Below are 18,453 nucleotides of genomic sequence, written 5' to 3' on the forward strand. Positions count from 1 at the left end.
AGAGCTATAATATCAGTGAAAGTACAGCTTATAAAACAATAAAATGGGTAGAATACACCCTGATAAAACATCCCCTATTTGCACTGCCTGGACGTAAAGAGCTATTAAAAAGCGATATGGAATATGATGTTATTTTAATAGATGCCACAGAAACACCCATAGAGCGCCCTAAAACAAACAAAAACATTTTTACTCAGGGAAGAAGAAAAGGCATATACTCGTTTACATTCAAATTAAATTGAATAAGGTTTAGGCATTTCTCTACCTCCATATATTTTGTTGGAGAAAAATATACAACTTTATCAATAAAATTTTAAATAGCTATATAATAGTTTGTAGCTTAATATGTTAGAAAAGATTTATCGATTGTAAGTAAAGAAAATTATGAAAAAAGAAGATGTTAAAAATCTGGAGTAGTGCTTTCTAAAAAGCAAAGAAATTTGCTATGTTAGTTTTTTAAGAAGTTTTTTGGAGATATCTATTATGCCACGAGCACTTTTTTTTGCTTTAGCCCTTGTTACGGGTTGTAATTTGAACCTAATCCCTCAAGAAGATCATAAACAACAAACACAAGTAGCTCTAAAGCCTGTTGTTGTAATTACTCCTGTCATTGATAGCACCGAAGAAGATAGCATTTGGAGCCTATCCGATGAATTCACTTATTGCATTACCCATCAGCTTGCGCAAAAAAATCATCTTTCTTTAATAAATTTTGATAAAACTCGTGCGACTGCTCAACAACCCGTCTTAAAACAAAACCCTTTTGAGCAAGACATGAGCTGGCTTAAAAAGGTATTTTCTCATCATGGATTTGTAGTGTTTCTCGAACTTGTGGAGCATAACGAAGTAATAAGACAAGGTGATAAGCAAACCATTGATTCTAAAAAGTGCTCCGCTGAGCTTTTAATGACTATGCGTGTGCGCATTTTTGATTTGCGAAAAAACGAGCCTAAAGTAGTTTTACAAGAACTAGTACATGAATCTCATTTCATCCCTAGGCCCTTTACACGAAGTAATTTCCAACAAGAAAAATGGGGTCATGAAATGTTTACCATTTCTCCTATGGGCCTTGCACATTCACAATTTATCAAACACATCTGCAATCGCCTTGAAGATTACATTCTTCTAGCAGCTCATAACGATTAAAAAGGGCTCTTGATGGTAACTTCTTCCATAAGCGGCAATTATTTGACAACGATCCTATTATTTGGGACCATTGGATTATTTACTCTATGCATTGCTAAGTCACGTGGATTTTTTCATGATCGATCTTATATAAATGTTCCTTTTTCTTTAGCACAGCTCTTAAGCGTTTTTGTCATCTATTTGTGCATGACTCTCTTAGGGCTACCTATTTTAATTACTTTATCCAAACTTATCTACCCACTAATAGAGACAGAAACCCCTTTTCCTGTGTTTGTATTAAGTTGGCTACAACTTTTTGTAATAATGGTTACTTTTTTCTTAATTCGAGCTGTTTTATCTAACCATAATAGAACTATTTGGAGGCATATTTGGAAAAAACCAAGCTGCAACCAATCCTTAGCACAAGATATATGGATGGGAATATTAGCATGGCTCATCAGTTTTCCCATTGTTATTGGAATAGGTCAATTGTTTGACTTTATCCTTTATCTTTTTTTTCACTTAGAAAGTTATGAACAAGTAGCTGTCCGTTACCTTAAAAAATCTATCTATTCCCCTTCTCAACTCATACCCGCTTTAATCATGATCACGCTTGCTGCACCGATTATTGAAGAGCTGCTTTTTCGAGGATGCTTGCAGTCTTATTTAAAAAGATATATAAAAAAAAGCTTGGCAATTGTTTTTTCTTCTATTTGTTTTTCTGCTTTTCATTTCTCATTTAGCCAAGGTATTGGTAATGTTTCTTTGCTGTTTTCTTTGTTTGTATTTGCTCTTTTTTTGGGGTTTATCTATGAACGTCAAGGTTCTTTATTCGCATCGATTAGTCTACATATGACTTTAAACATAGTAAGTGTAGCCCGTATCCTTCTATCTTCCACAGAATAAAAAAAATATTATCGATTTAAAGGAACAAAGTATGATATGTACCAGAAAAGAAAGAGAGGATCGAGAAAAAATGGCAGCCACTCGCCGTGATGTTCAGAGCTTTGGTATTTCTGATATAGGGCTTTCACGTGCTAATAATGAAGATGCATGGAAAGAAATTCCAGAAAAACGCTTTTACGCTTTAGCAGATGGAATGGGCGGTCATAATGCAGGTGAAATAGCCTCTTACACCGCGGTAGAGAGCATTTGCTCCTCTATTCAAGAACTGCCTAGCGTAGAATCTATTCAAGAGCTTTTAAAGCATATGAAAAAAGCTGTGTATCAAGCTAATAAAACAGTCTTACAAAAAGCAAAGCAAGCTAAAGAGTATAAAGGAATGGGTACCACTCTTTGTTGTTTTATGTTATTTGATGATTATTTGGTTTATGCTCATGTAGGAGATAGTCGATTGTATCGCATACGCAACCGCATTGAGCAATTAACCAAAGATCATAAAATTCGTCATATTCAATGGGGGCAACCATCTGATGGCTCTACACACACTCGCCCCTTATTATTCCGTAATGTGATTACGCGCGCTATTGGCACTCATGTAGAAGTAGAACCAGATGTAGGAAGTTATAGCGTACAACCAGGTGATATCTACCTTTTATGCAGCGATGGTCTTTCTAATTTAGTCAATGATGAAGCTATACATAACATCTTAAAACTCCCTTGTTCTTTAGAGATAAAAGGAAACCAGCTATTGCAAAAAGCTTTAAAAAATGGAGGACATGACAATATTACTTTATTGTTGGTAAATATTCTATGATTAGCACTGCTATTTACCTAGACAATAATGCAACTACTCCAATTGCACAAGAATCGTTAGACGCTCTTATTAAAGAGTGCGCAGCGCCTGTAGGAAATCCTTCTTCCATCCATCGCTTCGGGCAAGCAGCTAAAAAAAGATTAGAAGGCTATAGAAATACCATTGCCAATTATCTCGCGGTTCCAGCCGACGAGATTATCTTTACATCAGGTGGCACAGAATCCATGAATCTTTTGATCTATGGCCTGCTAGAAAACAGGTTAAACACACACGTCATTACTTCTGATGTAGAACATGCTTGTATTTATAATAATTTGACCCTATTGCAAAAAAGAGGTACTCGTGTGTCTTTTTTGCAAGCCGGACTACACGGCAGTATTCATCCAGATCAAATCGAAAAAGCAATCCTTCCTTCAACGCGCATGATTATCCTCTCAGCTGTAAATAGCGAAACAGGAGTAAAAACCGATATAGATGCAGTTGCTCAAATAGCAAAAAAAAACGATATTGCTTTCATAGTTGATGCAGTAGCTCTTCTAGGAAAAGAAATCTTTTCCATTCCCAGTGGCGTTTCGGCTATGGGATTTTCTGGACATAAATTGCATGCCCCTAAGGGGATAGGTTGTGTTTTTGCTCGTCCGGAACTCGCTTTATACCCTTTTATTAAAGGAGGAAATCAAGAATTCAATCGACGCTCTGGTACACAAAATCTAAGCGGGATAGCAGCAATAGCCGCTGCGGTAGAATGCCTATATGAGCATTTACCCTCTGCTACAGAAAAAATGGCTAGGCTAAGGGACCTGTTAGAAGCTTACCTTATAGAACAAGCAGCTCCTGTTATCATTAATGGCTCTGGAAAAAGGATCTGCAATACAAGCAATCTTTGCTTTCCCGGGGTTCAAGGAGAAGATCTGATCATTGCACTGGATATGAGAGGTATTGCAATAAGTCATGGATCTGCTTGTTCATCTGGAGCCCTAGAACCTTCTCGTACTCTTATAAATATGGGCGTTTCTCATCCACTTGCTCGATCTTCTATTAGGATTTCCTTGTCCCGTATGACTACAGAAGAGGAAATCAAATCAGCAAGCTTACTCATTGCTAAAACAATTAAAGATCTTCGCTCTTAAGAAATGGTTTTTACCAATACGGTTTTAATGGCCAAGAAGGAAATCTCTTCTACAATCAATTCAAAACGATCAATTCGTACGCTATCTCCTTGAGAAGGATTGTGATTTAATGCTTTCATTACTATTTCTCCTAAAGTTTCTGCATTCTGGTAGCAAAGATGTACGCCAAACTGTTTATTAAATTCGTCAAGACGCATTTGAGCAGGAAAGCTGCGATCTAAAACCACATGAAAAGCGTTAGGCAAAATATCAGAAAAAGACTCCGAAATAGAAGATTTTCCAAAGATTTCATGTACAATGGCATCTAAGGTTAAAACTCCTTTAGCTAGCCCTTTACCATCTAATATAATGGCTAAGCTCTGATTATTATGACGAAATTGTTTTAAAATATCTAAAATCGATGTCGTTTGAGCAATAAACCAAGGGGACCTTGCATAATCTTTTATCCGTTTATTCTCAGGAATACGAAGTAAATCTCTTAAGTAAGCAACCGCAATAATATTTTGTGGATGACGATGATAAATGGGAACAAAGACTGTTTGTTTGCCTTCTATAAAACGACGCAACTCTTTTACCGTACAAAAAGCTGGAACAAGTGGTATTTGTGTTAAGGGCTGAGTGACATCCTTAGCTATTTTTGCTTTTAAAGAAAAAATGTTTGCTACAATCGTATTTAATTCTTGTTTGGTGTGATCTAAAGGAGGGCTTTGTCTCTCCTCAATAGCATTTTGTAGCTCTTCACGGGAAAGATAGGCTGTAGAAGCGATAGGATTCCCTATTAAATGATTAATCCATCTACAAAGTAGATCTAAGATGAAGATGATAGGGCGCAACAATAAAGAGAAAAAGTATAAAAAGGGTACCCCAAATAGCCCCATATGTTCTGCATAACGTCTACCTAAAGACATAGGGGTAATCTCTGCAAAAATCAAGATAAGAATAATCTGCGATAGAGGGGCGAAATCGGGACTTAAACCAATAGCATCATAGAAACGACGCGAGCACTCCGAGCCAAAAAATAAAGCGGTATTTATTCCAATAAGCGTTGTTCCAAATAAAAGAGCGGGATGATTTAGCAAGTAATTTAACCAAAGAGCGCTTTTTTTCTTTTTACTGACATAATATTGCAAGCGCACTTTATTAAAAGAAACACAAGCCATTTCCGTCATAGAAAAAAATCCTTGAACAACTAGGCAAAGAAGTGTAAAAAAGAGAAAAGCCTTCCAAGATTGCATCAATAGCTTCCTTTTGAAGAAGAGACTTTTATTAGTCTTACATATATACGGCGTACGCGTTTATGATCTGAGGCTAATACATGAAATAAAAAGCCATAAGCCGTATATTTAAATCCTGCTTTAGGAATATCTCCTATTTTCTCTGTTAACCAACCTCCTAAAGTAATCATATTATTTATATTTGGCAGAGCTATCCCAAAGATCTTTTCGAATTCAGAAAGCTCTAGTTTGCCGCTTGCAATGATAATGCCTTTGCCCGATGAAGTATAATCGGCTTTTTCATCTCTTGCATCTGCAATCTCTCCAACGACTGTTTCTACTAAATCCTCCAAAGCAATTAAACCTGACACAGACCCATACTCATCGACTACCAAAGCTAAAAACTCTTGTCTATCAAGCATTTGTCTTAAAAGTATGGGAGCTGAAGTCATTTCAGGAACAAAAAAGGGTTTTTGTAAAATAGCTATCATATCTTTTGGCTGATGTAGTTTTTCTTTATGAAGAAAATAGATTTGGCTGGTCATAATGCCGATCACAGAATCGAGATTCTTTTGACAAACAGGAACCCGAGAGCATTGTTGGTCCACAAACATACGCACAAGTTTTGTTAAAGGCTCTTCTAAATCAAAGAATAGGATATCAGTCCTAGGTCTCATTAATTCTTTGACTTGAGATTCACTTAATTGTAGATAACCTTGTATAAGTTCTGCTTCTTCTTCATTTAGCACTCCTAACTGACGAGATGCCTTTAAAGCATATTCCAATTCATCAACTGAGATATCAGGCTCTTTTTTCAAGAAAGAAAATAATAATCTCATCAGAAATTGCGTAATGGTTACTAAAACTTTTCTAACCGGTAAAAAAAAGTTTTGCAGTCGATAAATATAAGGAGCTACTCGATAAGAAATTGTATCATTATTAGCAAGGCCAATCGATTTAGGAATCATTTCACCAAATGTCAAGGTCAATACAAGAGGTAATCCAATATGTAAAATCCATGCAGAAAAACCATCAAATAAACTAGATATGACATTCTGAAATAAAATATTGGTAATTACATTCAATACTAGAATCGTAATGATTAAATCACGAGGAGAAGAGAGCAGATGAGCAACCAATTGCTTGCGTCGATCTACATCTGCTCTAAAAACCTTGACCTTCATTGAAGATAAAGAAAACAATGCCACTTCTGAACAGGAAAAAAAAGCAGAAGAAAGAAGAAGCAATACCAATAAAAAAATAGCAAAAGCTAATCCCAAAGAATCACTCATCTTTTGTAAAATAGACTTTTAATTGTCCCTCAGGAACTAGCCCTAAGCCCTTCATCAAGGTTAACTCAATCCATGCTGAATCTTTTTGGGAATTAATTTGTAGCTTTAAGTCTTCTTTTTCTTCTAATAAAAATTGTTTTTCAGACTGAAGAGCGTATAATTGAGATTTCAGCACTTCTAACACCTGCTTTTTTTTTTTCATGGCATGTAAGTACATAAAGCAACAGCAAAGCATGCACAATAGTACCCATCCATATTGAAAAAAAGCATTTTTTCCAAGATTAGGTTTATGGGTTTTATTCTTAATCCACTCGTTTGATTGCATACAATTAGCAAAAGCCCTCTAAAATTTAATACTTAGAGCATCTATTCTTTTTTTTCTACTTTAAGCCACAGGCAAAGTAATCCCTTTCTGTTTCATATATTTCCCATCTCGATCTTTATAAGAGACTAAGCATTCCTCTGAGCTTTGATAAAATAAAACTTGAGCTAACCCTTCATTTGCATAGATTTTGGCAGGAAGAGGTGTAGTGTTAGAAATCTCTAAAGTCACATAGCCTTCCCATTCAGGCTCAAAAGGTGTTACATTGACAATAATGCCACATCGCGCATAAGTAGATTTACCTACACAAATTGCAAGCACATCTCTTGGAATTCGAAATTTTTCTACACTACGAGCCAACGCAAAAGAATTAGGAGGAATCGTACATTCTTCTGCTTCTATGCAGACAAAAGCATCTTCAGTAAAGTTCTTTGGATCTATGATACAGTTATCAGTATTTGTAAAAATTTTAAATTGCCCAGCTACCCTTAAATCATAGCCGTAACTTGAGAGTCCAAAACTAATTACTTTTTTTCCTTCTACGTAACGTACCTGCTCTTTTACAAAAGGGTCGATCATTTCATGTTCTTCTGCCATGTAACAAATCCAACGGTCTGGTTTTGGAGCCATATTGATTTCCCTCCTTAATTATTAGGTTTATAGATTAATAAATTTACACTTCTTAAAAGAGATAGGTATAGCGTGTGAATTCGATTTCTTGCTAGAGTTTTCATTAGTTACTAATCATAGGTTCAAATTATGCCCGATAGCTTTACCCATTCATCTTGGAATAAAAAGGATGATTTTGCTGAAATCCCATTAAGACCGCAAGCCTTATCGGAATTCGTGGGACAAGATACCATTGTTAAACGTCTAGAAGTATCTATCTTAGCAGCAAAGCAAAGAAATGAACCACTTGGGCATTGCCTTTTTCACGGCCCTCCTGGCTTGGGAAAAACTACATTAGGAACTATTTTATCCAAAGCTATGCAAACAGACCTTGTGCTTACCTCAGGCCCTTCTATTGAAAAAGCAGGTGATTTAGCAGGTATTTTAACGAATCTAAAAGAAGGCGATATTTTATTTATCGATGAAATCCATCGGTTAAATAGAGCAATTGAAGAATATCTTTACGCTGCTATGGAGGATTTTTTTCTGGATTTAATGATTGATTCTGGCCCTTCCGCTCGCAGCATTCAAGTAAAACTCAATCGTTTTACTCTAGTAGGAGCTACTACTCGTGTAGGACTCTTAAGCAGCGCTATGCGTTCTCGTTTCACTCTAAATTTCAGACTAAATTATTATTGTTTTACATTCTTAGAAAAAATTATTATGCGTACAGGACAAATTTTAGGTATATCTCTTACAAAAGAAGCTTGTCTATCCATTGCAAAACGTGCAAGAGGAACTCCTAGAATTGCCAATAACCTCTTAAAATGGGTTCGTGATTTTGCACAAATTAAAGGTTTTAGCAAAATTGATGAGCCTCTTGCAAATGAAGCACTAAATATGTTAGAAATCGACGAACTAGGCTTAGATGAGATGGATAAAAAAATCTTGTCCACTCTAATTGATTATTACCAAGGGGGACCCGTTGGTATTAGCACAATAGCTGCGGCTCTTTCCGAAGAAATTCATACTTTAGAAGAAGTATATGAGCCTTATTTAATTACCCAAGGATTTTTAAAGCGTACGCCAAGAGGCCGAGAAGCTACCACACTAGCTTATGAACACCTTAAAATCCCTTTTAAAACTTGATGGAGATCTTGTATGAAGCTACTGCTTGCTTTTGTAACACTCTCATTAATTGTGTCTAGCTTATTATGCTATAGTAAAGAAGCGTCTGTAAATACACAGACCTTAAGCGATATCTCTAAGAAACACAAACCGCAAACGATTAAAATCTTACTCCACAAAGACCTACCCCAAGCTTTTTTAGAAGCTAAAGGCCGTTATTTCGTTTATAACCCTCAAAATGATTTCCTAATTGCAAGTGGCATTTACTCTAAAAAACAACCTATTTTCTCTCAAGAAGCAGGATTAAAATGGGGTGAGCTCTTTCCTGGGGTTTCTCAAATGCGCCTTGTTCCAGGATCTTCTCAAAGCACCATCTTAGTTAATGGGATTGAATACAAAGGTTGTGTAGAAATATACGATATAAAAGGCAAGCTTCATATTATCAACGAGATTGATATTGAAAACTACCTAAGATCTACACTTTCTCTTCAATCCCTTTCCGAGTTAGATGAAGAGGTTATGGATGCACTAGCTATTATTGCACGGACTAAAGCCTATTATTTAGCAAATAAAGATCCTCTTTTGCATTGGCATGTTACTAGCTTAGAAATTGAATACCAAGGCAGCGCTCTCGCTTGTCAAAATCCAAGTATTCCTGCCTGTATCTCTCGCACACGCAATATGATCCTTACCTATCAATCAGCACCATTTGAAGCTTCATGGACAGAAGATAGCGGAGGAAAAACAGCTTCTTTTTCTAGTATTTTCCGTAAAAACATCATGACTCCTTCTGGAGTTGACTCCCCTATTGCATCTGCACAAAGAGAGAATCATAACTGGTCTTTTGTCATCTCCAAACAACAATTAGCTCGTCTATTAGATGTTAAAAGCATACAAGCATTAGATCTCTATCAAGATGCAGACTCACATAAGGTTTATGCTATTCGTTATAAAGATGGCAATAAGCTAAAACAGATGGACTTCTTTACTCTGCAGAAAAAACTAGGTGCAAAACTCAAAAGCAATGAATTTACCATTGATGCAGATGAAAAAACAGTCTGTTTTACAGGTTATGGGAAAGGACACGGTGTTGGATTATGCTTATTTAGTGCTATCTGCATGGCAAAAAATGCAAAAAAAACCCCTGAAATTCTCAATCATTTTTTTCCTAATACCAAGCTGGAGCATATGGAAAGATTATCTACTAAAACCAAAGTTTAAAAAATTTCTAAATATAAATTCTCGAAATGACAGGCACCAAAGTGAACGAAAATATCTTAAACTTTTTAAAGTTGCTCAGAATTTCAACTTAATGCTACGATATCCTTTGCCGGGGATCTTTTGGAACTGCAGAACCTGAACCAGGTCAGAACTGGAAAGTAGCAGCCTTAAGGAATTTCTGTTGTGCTAGAAATTAATCTCCGGCTTTTCTTTAAAAAGTAAAAGCCATTCCACCAAACACAGCTTGAAAAATTGTCTTGCTATCATGATGTATGCAACTTCTTCTCTGAGAGATTTGTTCTGGCGCTGTTCCAATGCCATATAAAAAGACCATTTGATATCCTGCATAAAACTTTACCCATGAAGCTGGAATCCAACCTACTTGTGCAGAAGCCTCAGTAAAAAACCCTGCTCTTACTCGCTCTTTCTTACCCTGTAGAGACTTTTCCAATCTTAAATTATTTGCCATACCCCCTGCTTTGGCAGCTATGTTCCAATAGGTAACATCTGTTGGATTAGATTGTAAAAGACAACCCAATTGCAATCCAAACATCTCATTACGCATGTTTACAAAATAAGGGTTCGCAATACCCTTAGGTACCCCAGTGATTGATAGAAGCTTTAACTTTTCTTCCAGGCGAAAATAGTGAAAGCCAAACAAGGTAGCAAAGGAAAAATAATCTTGTGCTCTTGAAGTCAAATAATACCAATAATTTGCTTCTCCCGCACAAAAAGCCACGCGGTATTTTTCCTCAATCAGATCTACTGCCGGGAAACTAGCAGCATTTTGCTTTAAAGGAATAAGCAGATTTTGATTACCAGAAACCGACTTATTAAAACGCCAAGGGTTAATATGTAAGTAGTTAAATTCCAAGCTATTAGTACAATCAGCTGTATAAACAACCCCTACGCGATAACCTGATTTAAAATCAAAATCACGCATATTAGACAAAGCACTTGTTTGGTTGGTCGTATTTTTAACAAGCGTCGTTTTCTCTATATCATTGCGTTTCAAATAGATATATTCACCATAAAAGTCTAAATTACTCTCTGCAGAAACGGTTAAAGCGTAAGCTAACGCTCCGCAAGCAACACTAATAGTCCATTGTTTTCTTTTCATAAGATCCATTTTTTTAGAAAAAATATTTTGTAAATATACCATTCGCAGCTTATAAAGTTAAGCAAAGAAATCCTTTCTTACTGTGTTTAATACACTTACAAGACCCTTATAAAACAAGAAAACAATTCGTTCAATCACAAATTAAAAATTTATTAAATTTAAATTAATTAATAAAATAAGAGGTTTTTTTAAACAAAATAAACAAATATATGCTAAAATGATCCTTTAAACTGAGGGATTTATTATGACTGTTACTCCATTATTTGCTTCTTGTAGACCACCTCTAATAGGGGAAATATCTTTTCCTAGAGGGCTATTTAGTAGTGTTTCTTCTTTTATTAGCTCTTTCTTTACTACTTATGATCCCTCTCTTTTTTCGGTTTTTTTAGATCAAAAAAATATAGGCATTATTGATCAATTATCCAACTTCGGTAAGACCTTAGAACAGTATCACCCTGGAAAAACACGCAAATTGCTTAATGAATTTGCAAGAAAATATGAAAAAAATTCACAAAATCTAGATTCCTTACAGGATGCACACACAAAGACATTAGAAGAAATTGAAAAAGAATACCATAATATCACTAAATTGTCCGCTGAACAAAAAATTAAAACAAGCACTTCTTTTAACGAGTTTTCTGAAAAGTTTAAAGCACTCATAAACAAATATGATGCCAAAAAGTTGCAAGAGACTTATCGTTTGCTCGATGCATTTAACGAAACTATCATGCAATCACATCAATTATACATCGGGTTAGGTAAAGTAGTTAAACATATTGAAAACAATTCTCATCTTCTATTTTTGCAAACATTCAAAGAACAACTCAATTCTATTATTTTGCTACAAGAACAATTTAACCCTAATTTAGAAACTCAAGGTTTTCACCAAATTACTAGAAGACAAGCTAAACGTGATGGATTACTCGATCTAATTGCTGATGTAAACGCTATTCTTAAAACACTTGCTTCTGAAACCACCCGTAAGACAATCGGAAAGAACGACCACATCAAAAATGAACTGCTTAAAACCATACTAGAGAAAAGTGAAGAAGTTGTTTCTTTTATGCAAATACGCATGGAAAGACACAGAACATCCGTATTCAAAAAAATAAGGAGCCATCTTGAGGATGATGTTTCCTCTTGTGAGGATTTACAGAAAAAATTAGAACTCTTGCCTAACGATAAAAAAGCTCAAGGCCTCTTATTAGATCTTCAGAAAATGAGATTTTACCTCAAAGATGATGACCCACGCTCTTCTTGTAACACTCTAAAGGAAAAATTAGGACTTCTACTAAAGGAGCAGCCTTATCTCTTTACTGAAAGAGAGAAAATAGCTTTAACCCATCTTTTAGAAAACTTATCTGTTATTGCTTATGGAAAACGTTTTAATAAAAAAGATGTACAAGAACTGTTGAATCAATGCCAAGATATTATTAAAGAACTACTACCAAAGGAAACCGTCTTTTCACAAATAACTACCTCCCTCTATAAACTGAGTATTTGCCTTATACAGGGAAACATAGCGCCTAATGAGCATAAACATGTAATAGATCTCTTAAATGAATTCATCGAAAATCCCAAAGTTTCTTTTAAAGAAGATGAAAAACAAAAATTTTTAGATTTAAAACAAGCTCTTTTGTTTGATCCTAGCCAACCTATACCTAGAGAAAGAATACCCTCTTTACAACCTCAGAAATGCCTTAAACTAATAAAGGAAATCGAAAAACGCCCTCCTTCTATAGGAGAAAGTAAGTTAGCCATTGAACAAGAATTAGAGAAATTGAGCAAGCATGCAATGAATTTTACTCTTATGATGTCTTGTGATAAAAAAATTTTTAACAAGACTAGAGATTCTCTATTTTATCGTAATATCATACAAAAATCTGAAGAAACAGATTGCTGTCCTATAAAATTATTTCTCGATGAACTTAAAATACAAGGGTTTCCTACATGGAAAATTGTTTTGGTAAAGGTCTCATTTTTTGTCATAAAGCATTTAGGAATAGAAAAATCCATCCATAAAGCACTAAGCAAATACTCTATAATGCTTTATCAAGAATACACTCGTGATCAATTTCAAGATTTAAGCCAGAAACTAGTAGAAAATGCAACGATATACTTTCATTTATTAAACTCTGCTATCTCAAATGCTAAAGTAGATGCGCAAAAATTTCCAGATCAAGAACAGATCACTCGCCTGATTATAGAGCAGCTTTTATCTTTAAAACTAGAAGACGATGAAGCAGCGCTTAGAGAGCTCAATCTTCATGATCTATATAGTAAATTTGTAGACGATTTTCTGGAAAAATCAGAGTCAAGTCTATTAAAATGGATTGTATGTTTTTTTATAGATAAACCTGCTATTATTTCTTCTATTATCGAAACAGGAATAAATTCTTTCATTAAGCCAGATCCTAATGGAAATGCTTCTGGATTAGATCTCTTAATTCGCGACGGTCTCAGAACAATCTATAAAAAATTTCAACAACCAGAGGAAGATTCTCAAGAAAAGCCACTGCCTTCTAATCCGCTTGTCGAGAAATTTGTAGAAAACCTTATGCATACTTTTAATCAACATAGGAATATTCAACAAATAGCTTCTTCTACAAAGATTGCTGTTGCTCAGGCAAATCTTAAGAAGGAATTAGACAAACATGGTTCAAGATTAGAAGGAATACTTGACCAACAAATAAAAAATTATAAACAGCTTAACTATAATACAGAACTGCTATTAGATGCCAAAAACACGCAAGCGCTAGGAGAGAAAGACAGAGAATCTTTTTCCTTTTTGCCTGTTTTTCGAGATAAAATTCTGAACATTTTTTTTCCTGAACCTGAGACTAGACTGCTGCAACAACATACCATATCCCTAGCTGATGTTGGAAGCGATAAAATAAACACTACCATAAAAGCTGAAGTCGATGATAAAATTAGAGAAAAATTTATGCTTGATCTTACAAAATTATCAAAAGCTCCACCTTCTGAAGAAATCCTCTATGATTGGCTCTATCAAGGCTTAGGATTAATCAACCAAACTATTGAGAGCCCCAAAGAAAATAAAGAAAAACAAGAAGATGTAAAAGAAGAGATTACAGAGCTCTTAAGCGATATTAGTGCTTTGATTGCTAGCAAAGCACCTAAAACTGCTATTAAGGATATTATAAAGCGTGCGGGCTTATCATCAAAGCTAGCATCGAAGATTGAGGGCTTATTATCATCAAAGCTAGCATCTTGGATTTCTCCTATAATCCAAGAGCGTTTACAAAATATTGTAGACTTAGCAACGCAAGAAGCCTTGTATCAGCCCGAACTTATAGCTCAATTGGGTAGAAGGGTTATTTTACCTACAACTACTTTTTTAAGAACCTCTTAAGAATCTTTCCCATTTTCAAATTGCCTTTGTAAATGGGTAAGTTTTCTTCTTAAAGCACCTTCTACGTCGATCCCTTTGCTATCTGCTGTCATTAAAACATCAATTAGAGAGTTAACTATTTGTTCTTCTGTATGTAAAGGCAAAAGCTCTGATTTAAGCTCAGAAAAACCATTTGTCTTAAGCCGGTGTAACATCTTCTGTGCTCGAGATAAACTGGGAAGGCTTTCTGAAATACCGCTAAGAGCTCCTTTAGATTCCGTTTTTTTGATTTTTTGCCAGTTTTCTGCAATCTCTTCCACACTATGCACTTTTAAGTTATCAAAAACATGAGGATGACGACGGATCAGTTTCTCGTTTATATTCGATAAAATATGGGTTAAATCAAACCGTTTATCCTTTTCCGCAATTTTAGCACAAAATAAAAGGGTATAAAGCATATCCCCTAATTCTTCCATGATCTGCTCATCTAGATCTTGATCAATGGCTTCTATCACTTCATGCACTTCTTCGAGAAGATAGGGTTGCAAACTCTTTAGAGTTTGTCTACAAGACCATCCGCAATGATTAAAGAGCTTGTCTATTGTTTCTATCAAATTCGTAAATTCTTCCATAAGAGCCTTATAAAAATTTAAGTTTTCTAAAGGATCCTATCATTTTTTCTGTGTTTTATTTAAGATAAATAAAAACCGTTAGAGGTTTCATGCAACGACAATTCACAGCAACTGTATACATTATCAAAGATGATAAAGCTCTTTTGCTCATGCACCCTAAATTTCATAAATGGCTGCCTCCAGGAGGGCATTTAGAAGAGAATGAAACCCCTCATGAATGCGCTTTGAGAGAAGTATTAGAGGAAACAGGCTTAAAAATCGGTTTTTATCAAGATGAATATTTTCAGGTATCTCATAAAAACGCCTGCAGCATCCCACGTCCTTTTTTATGCTTGTTGGAAGAAATTCCCGCTTGGAATCAGACCCCTGTACACCAACATATAGATTTTGTATTTGTTGGATATCCGATAAAAGAGGGTCTGGATAAGGAGTTTTCTTACCGATGGTTTTCTAAAGAGGAAATTCTAAAGCTAAAAGAAGAAGAAATTTTTCCAGATGTTAAGCAAATTATTTCTGAAATATTTAACTTAAATTCCTTTCTCATAAAGGTTTAAAAATATGCAAGGGCTTTTTATTGCTTCTACCGGTCAGCATATTGGCAAAACCACAGCCTGTTTAGGCCTTTTCTCCGGGTTGCATAAGCTCTTTTCTCGTTTAGGTTATATGAAGACCATTGGACAGCAACACATCACTACAAAGCAAGGTACACAATTAGATAAAGACGTATTAGTCTTTAAAAAACATTTTGTACTGACCGATTCTTTAAAATCTATGAGCCCTATTGTAATTCCTGCTGGTTTTACTCGCGATTTTTTAGACCAAAAAATCCATATTGATGACTTGCGTAAAAAATTGATCAGCTCTTTTAAAACAATCCAAAAAAATAAGCAATTGGTTCTTGTAGAAGGCACTGGGCATTGTGGGGTGGATTCTATCATCCACTAGATCTCTTGCATAGCCAACAAGCAATCTAAAATTTTAAAGTATTTTAATCCATGAGAGTATGATTGTTTAAGCGATATAGCTGGAAATGCTTTTGTTAAGATAGGAATCTATAAATGAAAGCTTTAAAATAAGGGGTTATGAAAGAAATCTACTTAAATAATGCCCAAGTGGCTAAAGAGCTAAAACTTCCCCTAATTTTAATCTCTTCAGGAGGATTGGGCTCTAGCTTTGATGATTTAACACTAAACATTACCCTTTGCGATCAGTATAAACTATCTATTTTAGGAGTGATTCTTAACCGTGCGTTGCCCCAGAAACAAGAAATGATCCAGCATTATATGAGAAAAGCGCTTAAACGCTGGAATCTGCCTTTATTAGGATGTATTCCTTTTGATCCTTTTTTAAGTACTTTTTCCATGGGGACTTTGAGCTGTTATTTCAAACTCCTACTATTACAGGGTCTAATCATAGGTTTCGTCATTTTGATGGTATTCGATTGGTCGCCACCTCTTTAGAAAGCTATCGTGAAATGATTCTGCCCAACCAACTTAATTATTACACCATCTAATCGAGAAGATATTATTTTAGCTACCCTTAACAAACATTTAGAACTATTAGATTCTTGCAAGGAAGGTCTTTGTGCAGGAATGATTTTAACAGGAGATTTTTCTCCTCGCCATTATTTATTTAATAGAACAATTAGCAAAAGCTGATATTCCCGTTCTTTATCAGGACTTACGCATGAAGAATTTCCTTTGCACCTACCAGATCTAATAAATAATCTTTACGACATGATGCAATGAAGCGCCGTTTACGTAATAGGATCTATTGTCTTATTAGCAGAACCACATAATGTCTTGCCGTCAATGGCAATGCTGTCTCTTCCAAATGCCTGAGCTATGGACTGAGTCCACTGCATAAAACATGTACGGAACGAATGAGGATTTAAAAAGGCAAAAAACCTCTCATAGGTATACTTATTTGCATTCAAATTAAGAGTTTGAGTGTATAAACATTTTTATACAAAAGATAACATCTTCTTGCAAAATAGAGCAGTTTTTTCAAAAAAAACTAGTTATGCAATTCTTAATTTGAAATCAAACTAGTATATCATGAGAAGGAGCCCCATATTTACAGATATTAACAGATTGTAACCAACCGAGGTTCATCTGTGTCCACAATCTAAAGCCCATGTAATCATCTTGTCCACATAGCATGGCTAGGATAGATGTTGATAATATCATGAAGGCTATATAGTTGATTGCGCGCCTTTCTTGGGTCTGGTAATTTCGAAAAATGCATCATAATAGATGAAGAATGAATGAATCCTTCCATTTTATACTCCTTATGAAAAAGGAGCCAGAATCATTTTTTATCTCTCAATTATCAAGCAAAATCTTCATGCGTTGGCCCTGGTTCTTTATACACCCTTACATAGTTATACAGCGATGCAAAAAATTTCTGCTTTCACTGCAAAAATATCGACAGAAGATATCCATAAGATTAAAGAAGCTATTTCTGTTGCAGAAAGCCATATTGATTTCTCTTTATTGCAATCTGTTCTTAATGGTAACTAACCATTCAGAGCAAACCTTTATTAAATGATGGGTATCAAGATTTTTTAAACAAGCCCCTGTAGCACATTTTCTTAAAAGAGGACAACGAGACCAGAACTGTACTTGATAGGGGCAGCTCCCTTGTATAGAAAAATGCTGTAGCCCAATCGGTCGATAGCGCTCTGCTAGTGAAGGCCCAAACATGCTAAAAGAAGGAGTATTGGTTGTTGCACATAAATGAAGAGCAGCTGAATCCACACAAATAACTCCATCCATTTCACTCATTAAACTTTGCCATAAAGGTAAACTCAGCTCTCCTATACTCAGAGATTGAGATTTAAACCTTTGAACCATATAATCAGCTTGTTGTTTTTCAGATCCCGTGTGGTACACAAAAAGGAAGCATACGGAGTACTGGGTGCTAATGTGGGTTAGTAAAGTACATAAGGTTTCCACCTGTATCTCTTTGTTTGGCCAATGAGAATGCGCTGCTATCATGAGACGTATGGGTACTTTAAGAGATCTATTTGCTAATAGAATTTCTAATCTATTTTTTTCTAGGAATGTTAAATTCATAGAAATTGATTGCGGCAAAAAAATTGCATCATCGTTAAAATAATGCTGAATCAATTGCAAATATTTCATTTGCGCATTGAGCGTTTTAGCAAGAGGTATTTTTCTTGTGGTGACTAAAAGATTGATTTTTTCTTGTACGTGAGTAGAGTCAAAACCAATTTTTTCTTTAGCCCTTGCTAAGAAAGTTACACAGGCTGATTTAGCATTTCCCTGCAAGTCGAATAATAGATCGTATTTTTTAGAGCGCAGGTTTTTAAGAGTGCTAAAAAAAGTTTTCCAAGCCCCTAAAGAAGAGCGCCAGGCTTTAGTATTAATTACAATAATATTGGAAAGCAAAGATGAAGCTGATAATAAAGAAGCATTTGACTCTTCTACCACCCAATCAATCATTGCTTCTGGGAATCGAGCACGTAAATATTGCAACGTTGGCAATGTTTGAATAACATCTCCAATGGAAGAGGTTTTAACTAAAAGAATAGAAAAAGAGGAGCTTTGCATATCAAAACAGAATATC

Annotated in this window: 21 protein-coding genes, 1 other RNA gene and 1 pseudogene; 13 read left to right on the top strand and 10 right to left on the bottom strand. The window is 35.2% G+C overall.

Features of this window, described 5'->3' with window-relative positions:
• From RHOW815_RS01075 to RHOW815_RS01095, 5 genes and pseudogenes are all read left to right on the top strand, one after another.
• A pseudogene (locus RHOW815_RS01075) lies at window positions 1-220 on the top strand (IS5/IS1182 family transposase); the annotation flags it as partial.
• 263 nt (window positions 221-483) lie between these two features.
• Complete coding sequence (locus tag RHOW815_RS01080; protein ID WP_215216531.1) at window positions 484-1,146, top strand: CT253 family lipoprotein; 663 nt, start codon at window positions 484-486, stop codon at window positions 1,144-1,146.
• A 42-nt stretch (window positions 1,147-1,188) separates the two neighbouring features.
• Window positions 1,189-2,031, top strand: coding sequence for a CPBP family intramembrane glutamic endopeptidase (locus RHOW815_RS01085; protein ID WP_215216532.1), 843 nt, complete (start codon window positions 1,189-1,191; stop codon window positions 2,029-2,031).
• Window positions 2,032-2,062: 31 nt separating this feature from the next.
• The gene (locus RHOW815_RS01090; protein WP_215216533.1) at window positions 2,063-2,842 is read left to right on the top strand and encodes a protein phosphatase 2C domain-containing protein; all 780 of its coding nucleotides are present in this window, start codon (window positions 2,063-2,065) and stop codon (window positions 2,840-2,842) included.
• On the top strand, window positions 2,839-3,972 hold the full coding sequence (locus RHOW815_RS01095) for a cysteine desulfurase family protein (RefSeq protein WP_215216534.1): 1,134 nt from the start codon (window positions 2,839-2,841) through the stop codon (window positions 3,970-3,972). Before RHOW815_RS01090 ends, RHOW815_RS01095 begins: the two co-directional genes overlap by 4 nt.
• Here RHOW815_RS01095 and RHOW815_RS01100 read toward each other — a convergent pair.
• Genes RHOW815_RS01100 through dcd form a run of 4 tightly spaced genes read right to left on the bottom strand, consistent with a single transcriptional unit; the run spans window position 3,969 to window position 7,430 of the window.
• Window positions 3,969-5,207 carry a hemolysin family protein gene (locus RHOW815_RS01100; RefSeq protein WP_215216535.1) on the bottom strand — a complete coding sequence of 413 codons (1,239 nt, stop codon included), beginning with the start codon at window positions 5,205-5,207 and terminating at the stop codon, window positions 3,969-3,971. The genes RHOW815_RS01095 and RHOW815_RS01100 overlap by 4 nt on opposite strands.
• Complete coding sequence (locus tag RHOW815_RS01105) at window positions 5,207-6,466, bottom strand: hemolysin family protein (RefSeq protein ID WP_251368192.1); 1,260 nt, start codon at window positions 6,464-6,466, stop codon at window positions 5,207-5,209. The genes RHOW815_RS01100 and RHOW815_RS01105 overlap by 1 nt, the downstream gene beginning before the upstream one ends.
• Before the next feature lie 4 nt (window positions 6,467-6,470).
• Entirely contained in the window at window positions 6,471-6,803 is a 333-nt protein-coding gene (locus RHOW815_RS01110) for a hypothetical protein (protein ID WP_245397492.1), read from the bottom strand.
• Window positions 6,804-6,863: 60 nt separating this feature from the next.
• A complete protein-coding gene (gene dcd, locus RHOW815_RS01115) occupies window positions 6,864-7,430 on the bottom strand; it encodes a dCTP deaminase (protein ID WP_215216537.1) in 567 nt (188 codons plus the stop codon).
• 129 nt (window positions 7,431-7,559) lie between these two features.
• On the opposite strand from dcd, the gene ruvB reads away from it, so the two are divergent.
• From ruvB to ffs, 3 genes are all read left to right on the top strand, one after another.
• A complete protein-coding gene (ruvB, locus tag RHOW815_RS01120) occupies window positions 7,560-8,558 on the top strand; it encodes a Holliday junction branch migration DNA helicase RuvB (RefSeq protein WP_215216538.1) in 999 nt (332 codons plus the stop codon).
• 12 nt (window positions 8,559-8,570) lie between these two features.
• Window positions 8,571-9,758, top strand: a complete 1,188-nt coding sequence (locus tag RHOW815_RS01125) for a SpoIID/LytB domain-containing protein (RefSeq protein ID WP_215216539.1) — start codon at window positions 8,571-8,573, stop codon at window positions 9,756-9,758.
• Window positions 9,759-9,867: 109 nt separating this feature from the next.
• Window positions 9,868-9,965: signal recognition particle sRNA small type (ffs, locus tag RHOW815_RS01130), an RNA gene on the top strand.
• 4 nt (window positions 9,966-9,969) lie between these two features.
• On the opposite strand, the gene RHOW815_RS01135 is transcribed toward ffs, so the two are convergent.
• Window positions 9,970-10,878 (bottom strand): hypothetical protein, encoded by a 909-nt coding sequence (locus RHOW815_RS01135; protein WP_215216540.1) that lies wholly within the window; start codon window positions 10,876-10,878, stop codon window positions 9,970-9,972.
• 244 nt (window positions 10,879-11,122) lie between these two features.
• Here RHOW815_RS01135 and RHOW815_RS01140 point away from each other — a divergent pair, with 244 nt between their 5' ends.
• The gene (locus RHOW815_RS01140) at window positions 11,123-14,251 is read left to right on the top strand and encodes a hypothetical protein (protein WP_215216541.1); all 3,129 of its coding nucleotides are present in this window, start codon (window positions 11,123-11,125) and stop codon (window positions 14,249-14,251) included.
• Here the strand turns inward: RHOW815_RS01140 and RHOW815_RS01145 are convergent.
• Window positions 14,248-14,862 carry a MazG nucleotide pyrophosphohydrolase domain-containing protein gene (locus RHOW815_RS01145; protein WP_215216542.1) on the bottom strand — a complete coding sequence of 205 codons (615 nt, stop codon included), beginning with the start codon at window positions 14,860-14,862 and terminating at the stop codon, window positions 14,248-14,250. The genes RHOW815_RS01140 and RHOW815_RS01145 overlap by 4 nt on opposite strands.
• Before the next feature lie 89 nt (window positions 14,863-14,951).
• On the opposite strand from RHOW815_RS01145, the gene RHOW815_RS01150 reads away from it, so the two are divergent.
• From RHOW815_RS01150 to RHOW815_RS08950, 4 genes are all read left to right on the top strand, one after another.
• Window positions 14,952-15,416, top strand: a complete 465-nt coding sequence (locus RHOW815_RS01150) for an NUDIX hydrolase (protein WP_215216543.1) — start codon at window positions 14,952-14,954, stop codon at window positions 15,414-15,416.
• A 4-nt stretch (window positions 15,417-15,420) separates the two neighbouring features.
• Window positions 15,421-15,807, top strand: coding sequence for an AAA family ATPase (locus RHOW815_RS01155; protein WP_215216544.1), 387 nt, complete (start codon window positions 15,421-15,423; stop codon window positions 15,805-15,807).
• A 137-nt stretch (window positions 15,808-15,944) separates the two neighbouring features.
• Window positions 15,945-16,322 (top strand): AAA family ATPase, encoded by a 378-nt coding sequence (locus RHOW815_RS01160; protein ID WP_215216545.1) that lies wholly within the window; start codon window positions 15,945-15,947, stop codon window positions 16,320-16,322.
• A 36-nt stretch (window positions 16,323-16,358) separates the two neighbouring features.
• The gene (locus tag RHOW815_RS08950; protein WP_215216558.1) at window positions 16,359-16,520 is read left to right on the top strand and encodes a DRTGG domain-containing protein; all 162 of its coding nucleotides are present in this window, start codon (window positions 16,359-16,361) and stop codon (window positions 16,518-16,520) included.
• A 98-nt stretch (window positions 16,521-16,618) separates the two neighbouring features.
• On the opposite strand, the gene RHOW815_RS01170 is transcribed toward RHOW815_RS08950, so the two are convergent.
• The 4 genes from RHOW815_RS01170 to RHOW815_RS01185 all read right to left on the bottom strand — a co-directional run bounded on the left by RHOW815_RS01170 (window position 16,619) and on the right by RHOW815_RS01185 (window position 18,437).
• The gene (locus RHOW815_RS01170) at window positions 16,619-16,798 is read right to left on the bottom strand and encodes a hypothetical protein (protein WP_215216546.1); all 180 of its coding nucleotides are present in this window, start codon (window positions 16,796-16,798) and stop codon (window positions 16,619-16,621) included.
• 106 nt (window positions 16,799-16,904) lie between these two features.
• On the bottom strand, window positions 16,905-17,051 hold the full coding sequence (locus tag RHOW815_RS08955; RefSeq protein WP_215216547.1) for a hypothetical protein: 147 nt from the start codon (window positions 17,049-17,051) through the stop codon (window positions 16,905-16,907).
• The gene (locus tag RHOW815_RS01180) at window positions 17,005-17,142 is read right to left on the bottom strand and encodes a transposase family protein (RefSeq protein WP_215216548.1); all 138 of its coding nucleotides are present in this window, start codon (window positions 17,140-17,142) and stop codon (window positions 17,005-17,007) included. The genes RHOW815_RS08955 and RHOW815_RS01180 overlap by 47 nt, the downstream gene beginning before the upstream one ends.
• Before the next feature lie 212 nt (window positions 17,143-17,354).
• The gene (locus RHOW815_RS01185) at window positions 17,355-18,437 is read right to left on the bottom strand and encodes a glycosyltransferase family 9 protein (RefSeq protein WP_215216549.1); all 1,083 of its coding nucleotides are present in this window, start codon (window positions 18,435-18,437) and stop codon (window positions 17,355-17,357) included.
• Between the last annotated feature and the right edge of the window lie 16 nt (window positions 18,438-18,453).

Source organism: Candidatus Rhabdochlamydia sp. W815, from assembly GCF_018642185.1.
Classification (GTDB): Bacteria; Chlamydiota; Chlamydiia; order Chlamydiales; family Rhabdochlamydiaceae; genus Rhabdochlamydia; species Rhabdochlamydia oedothoracis.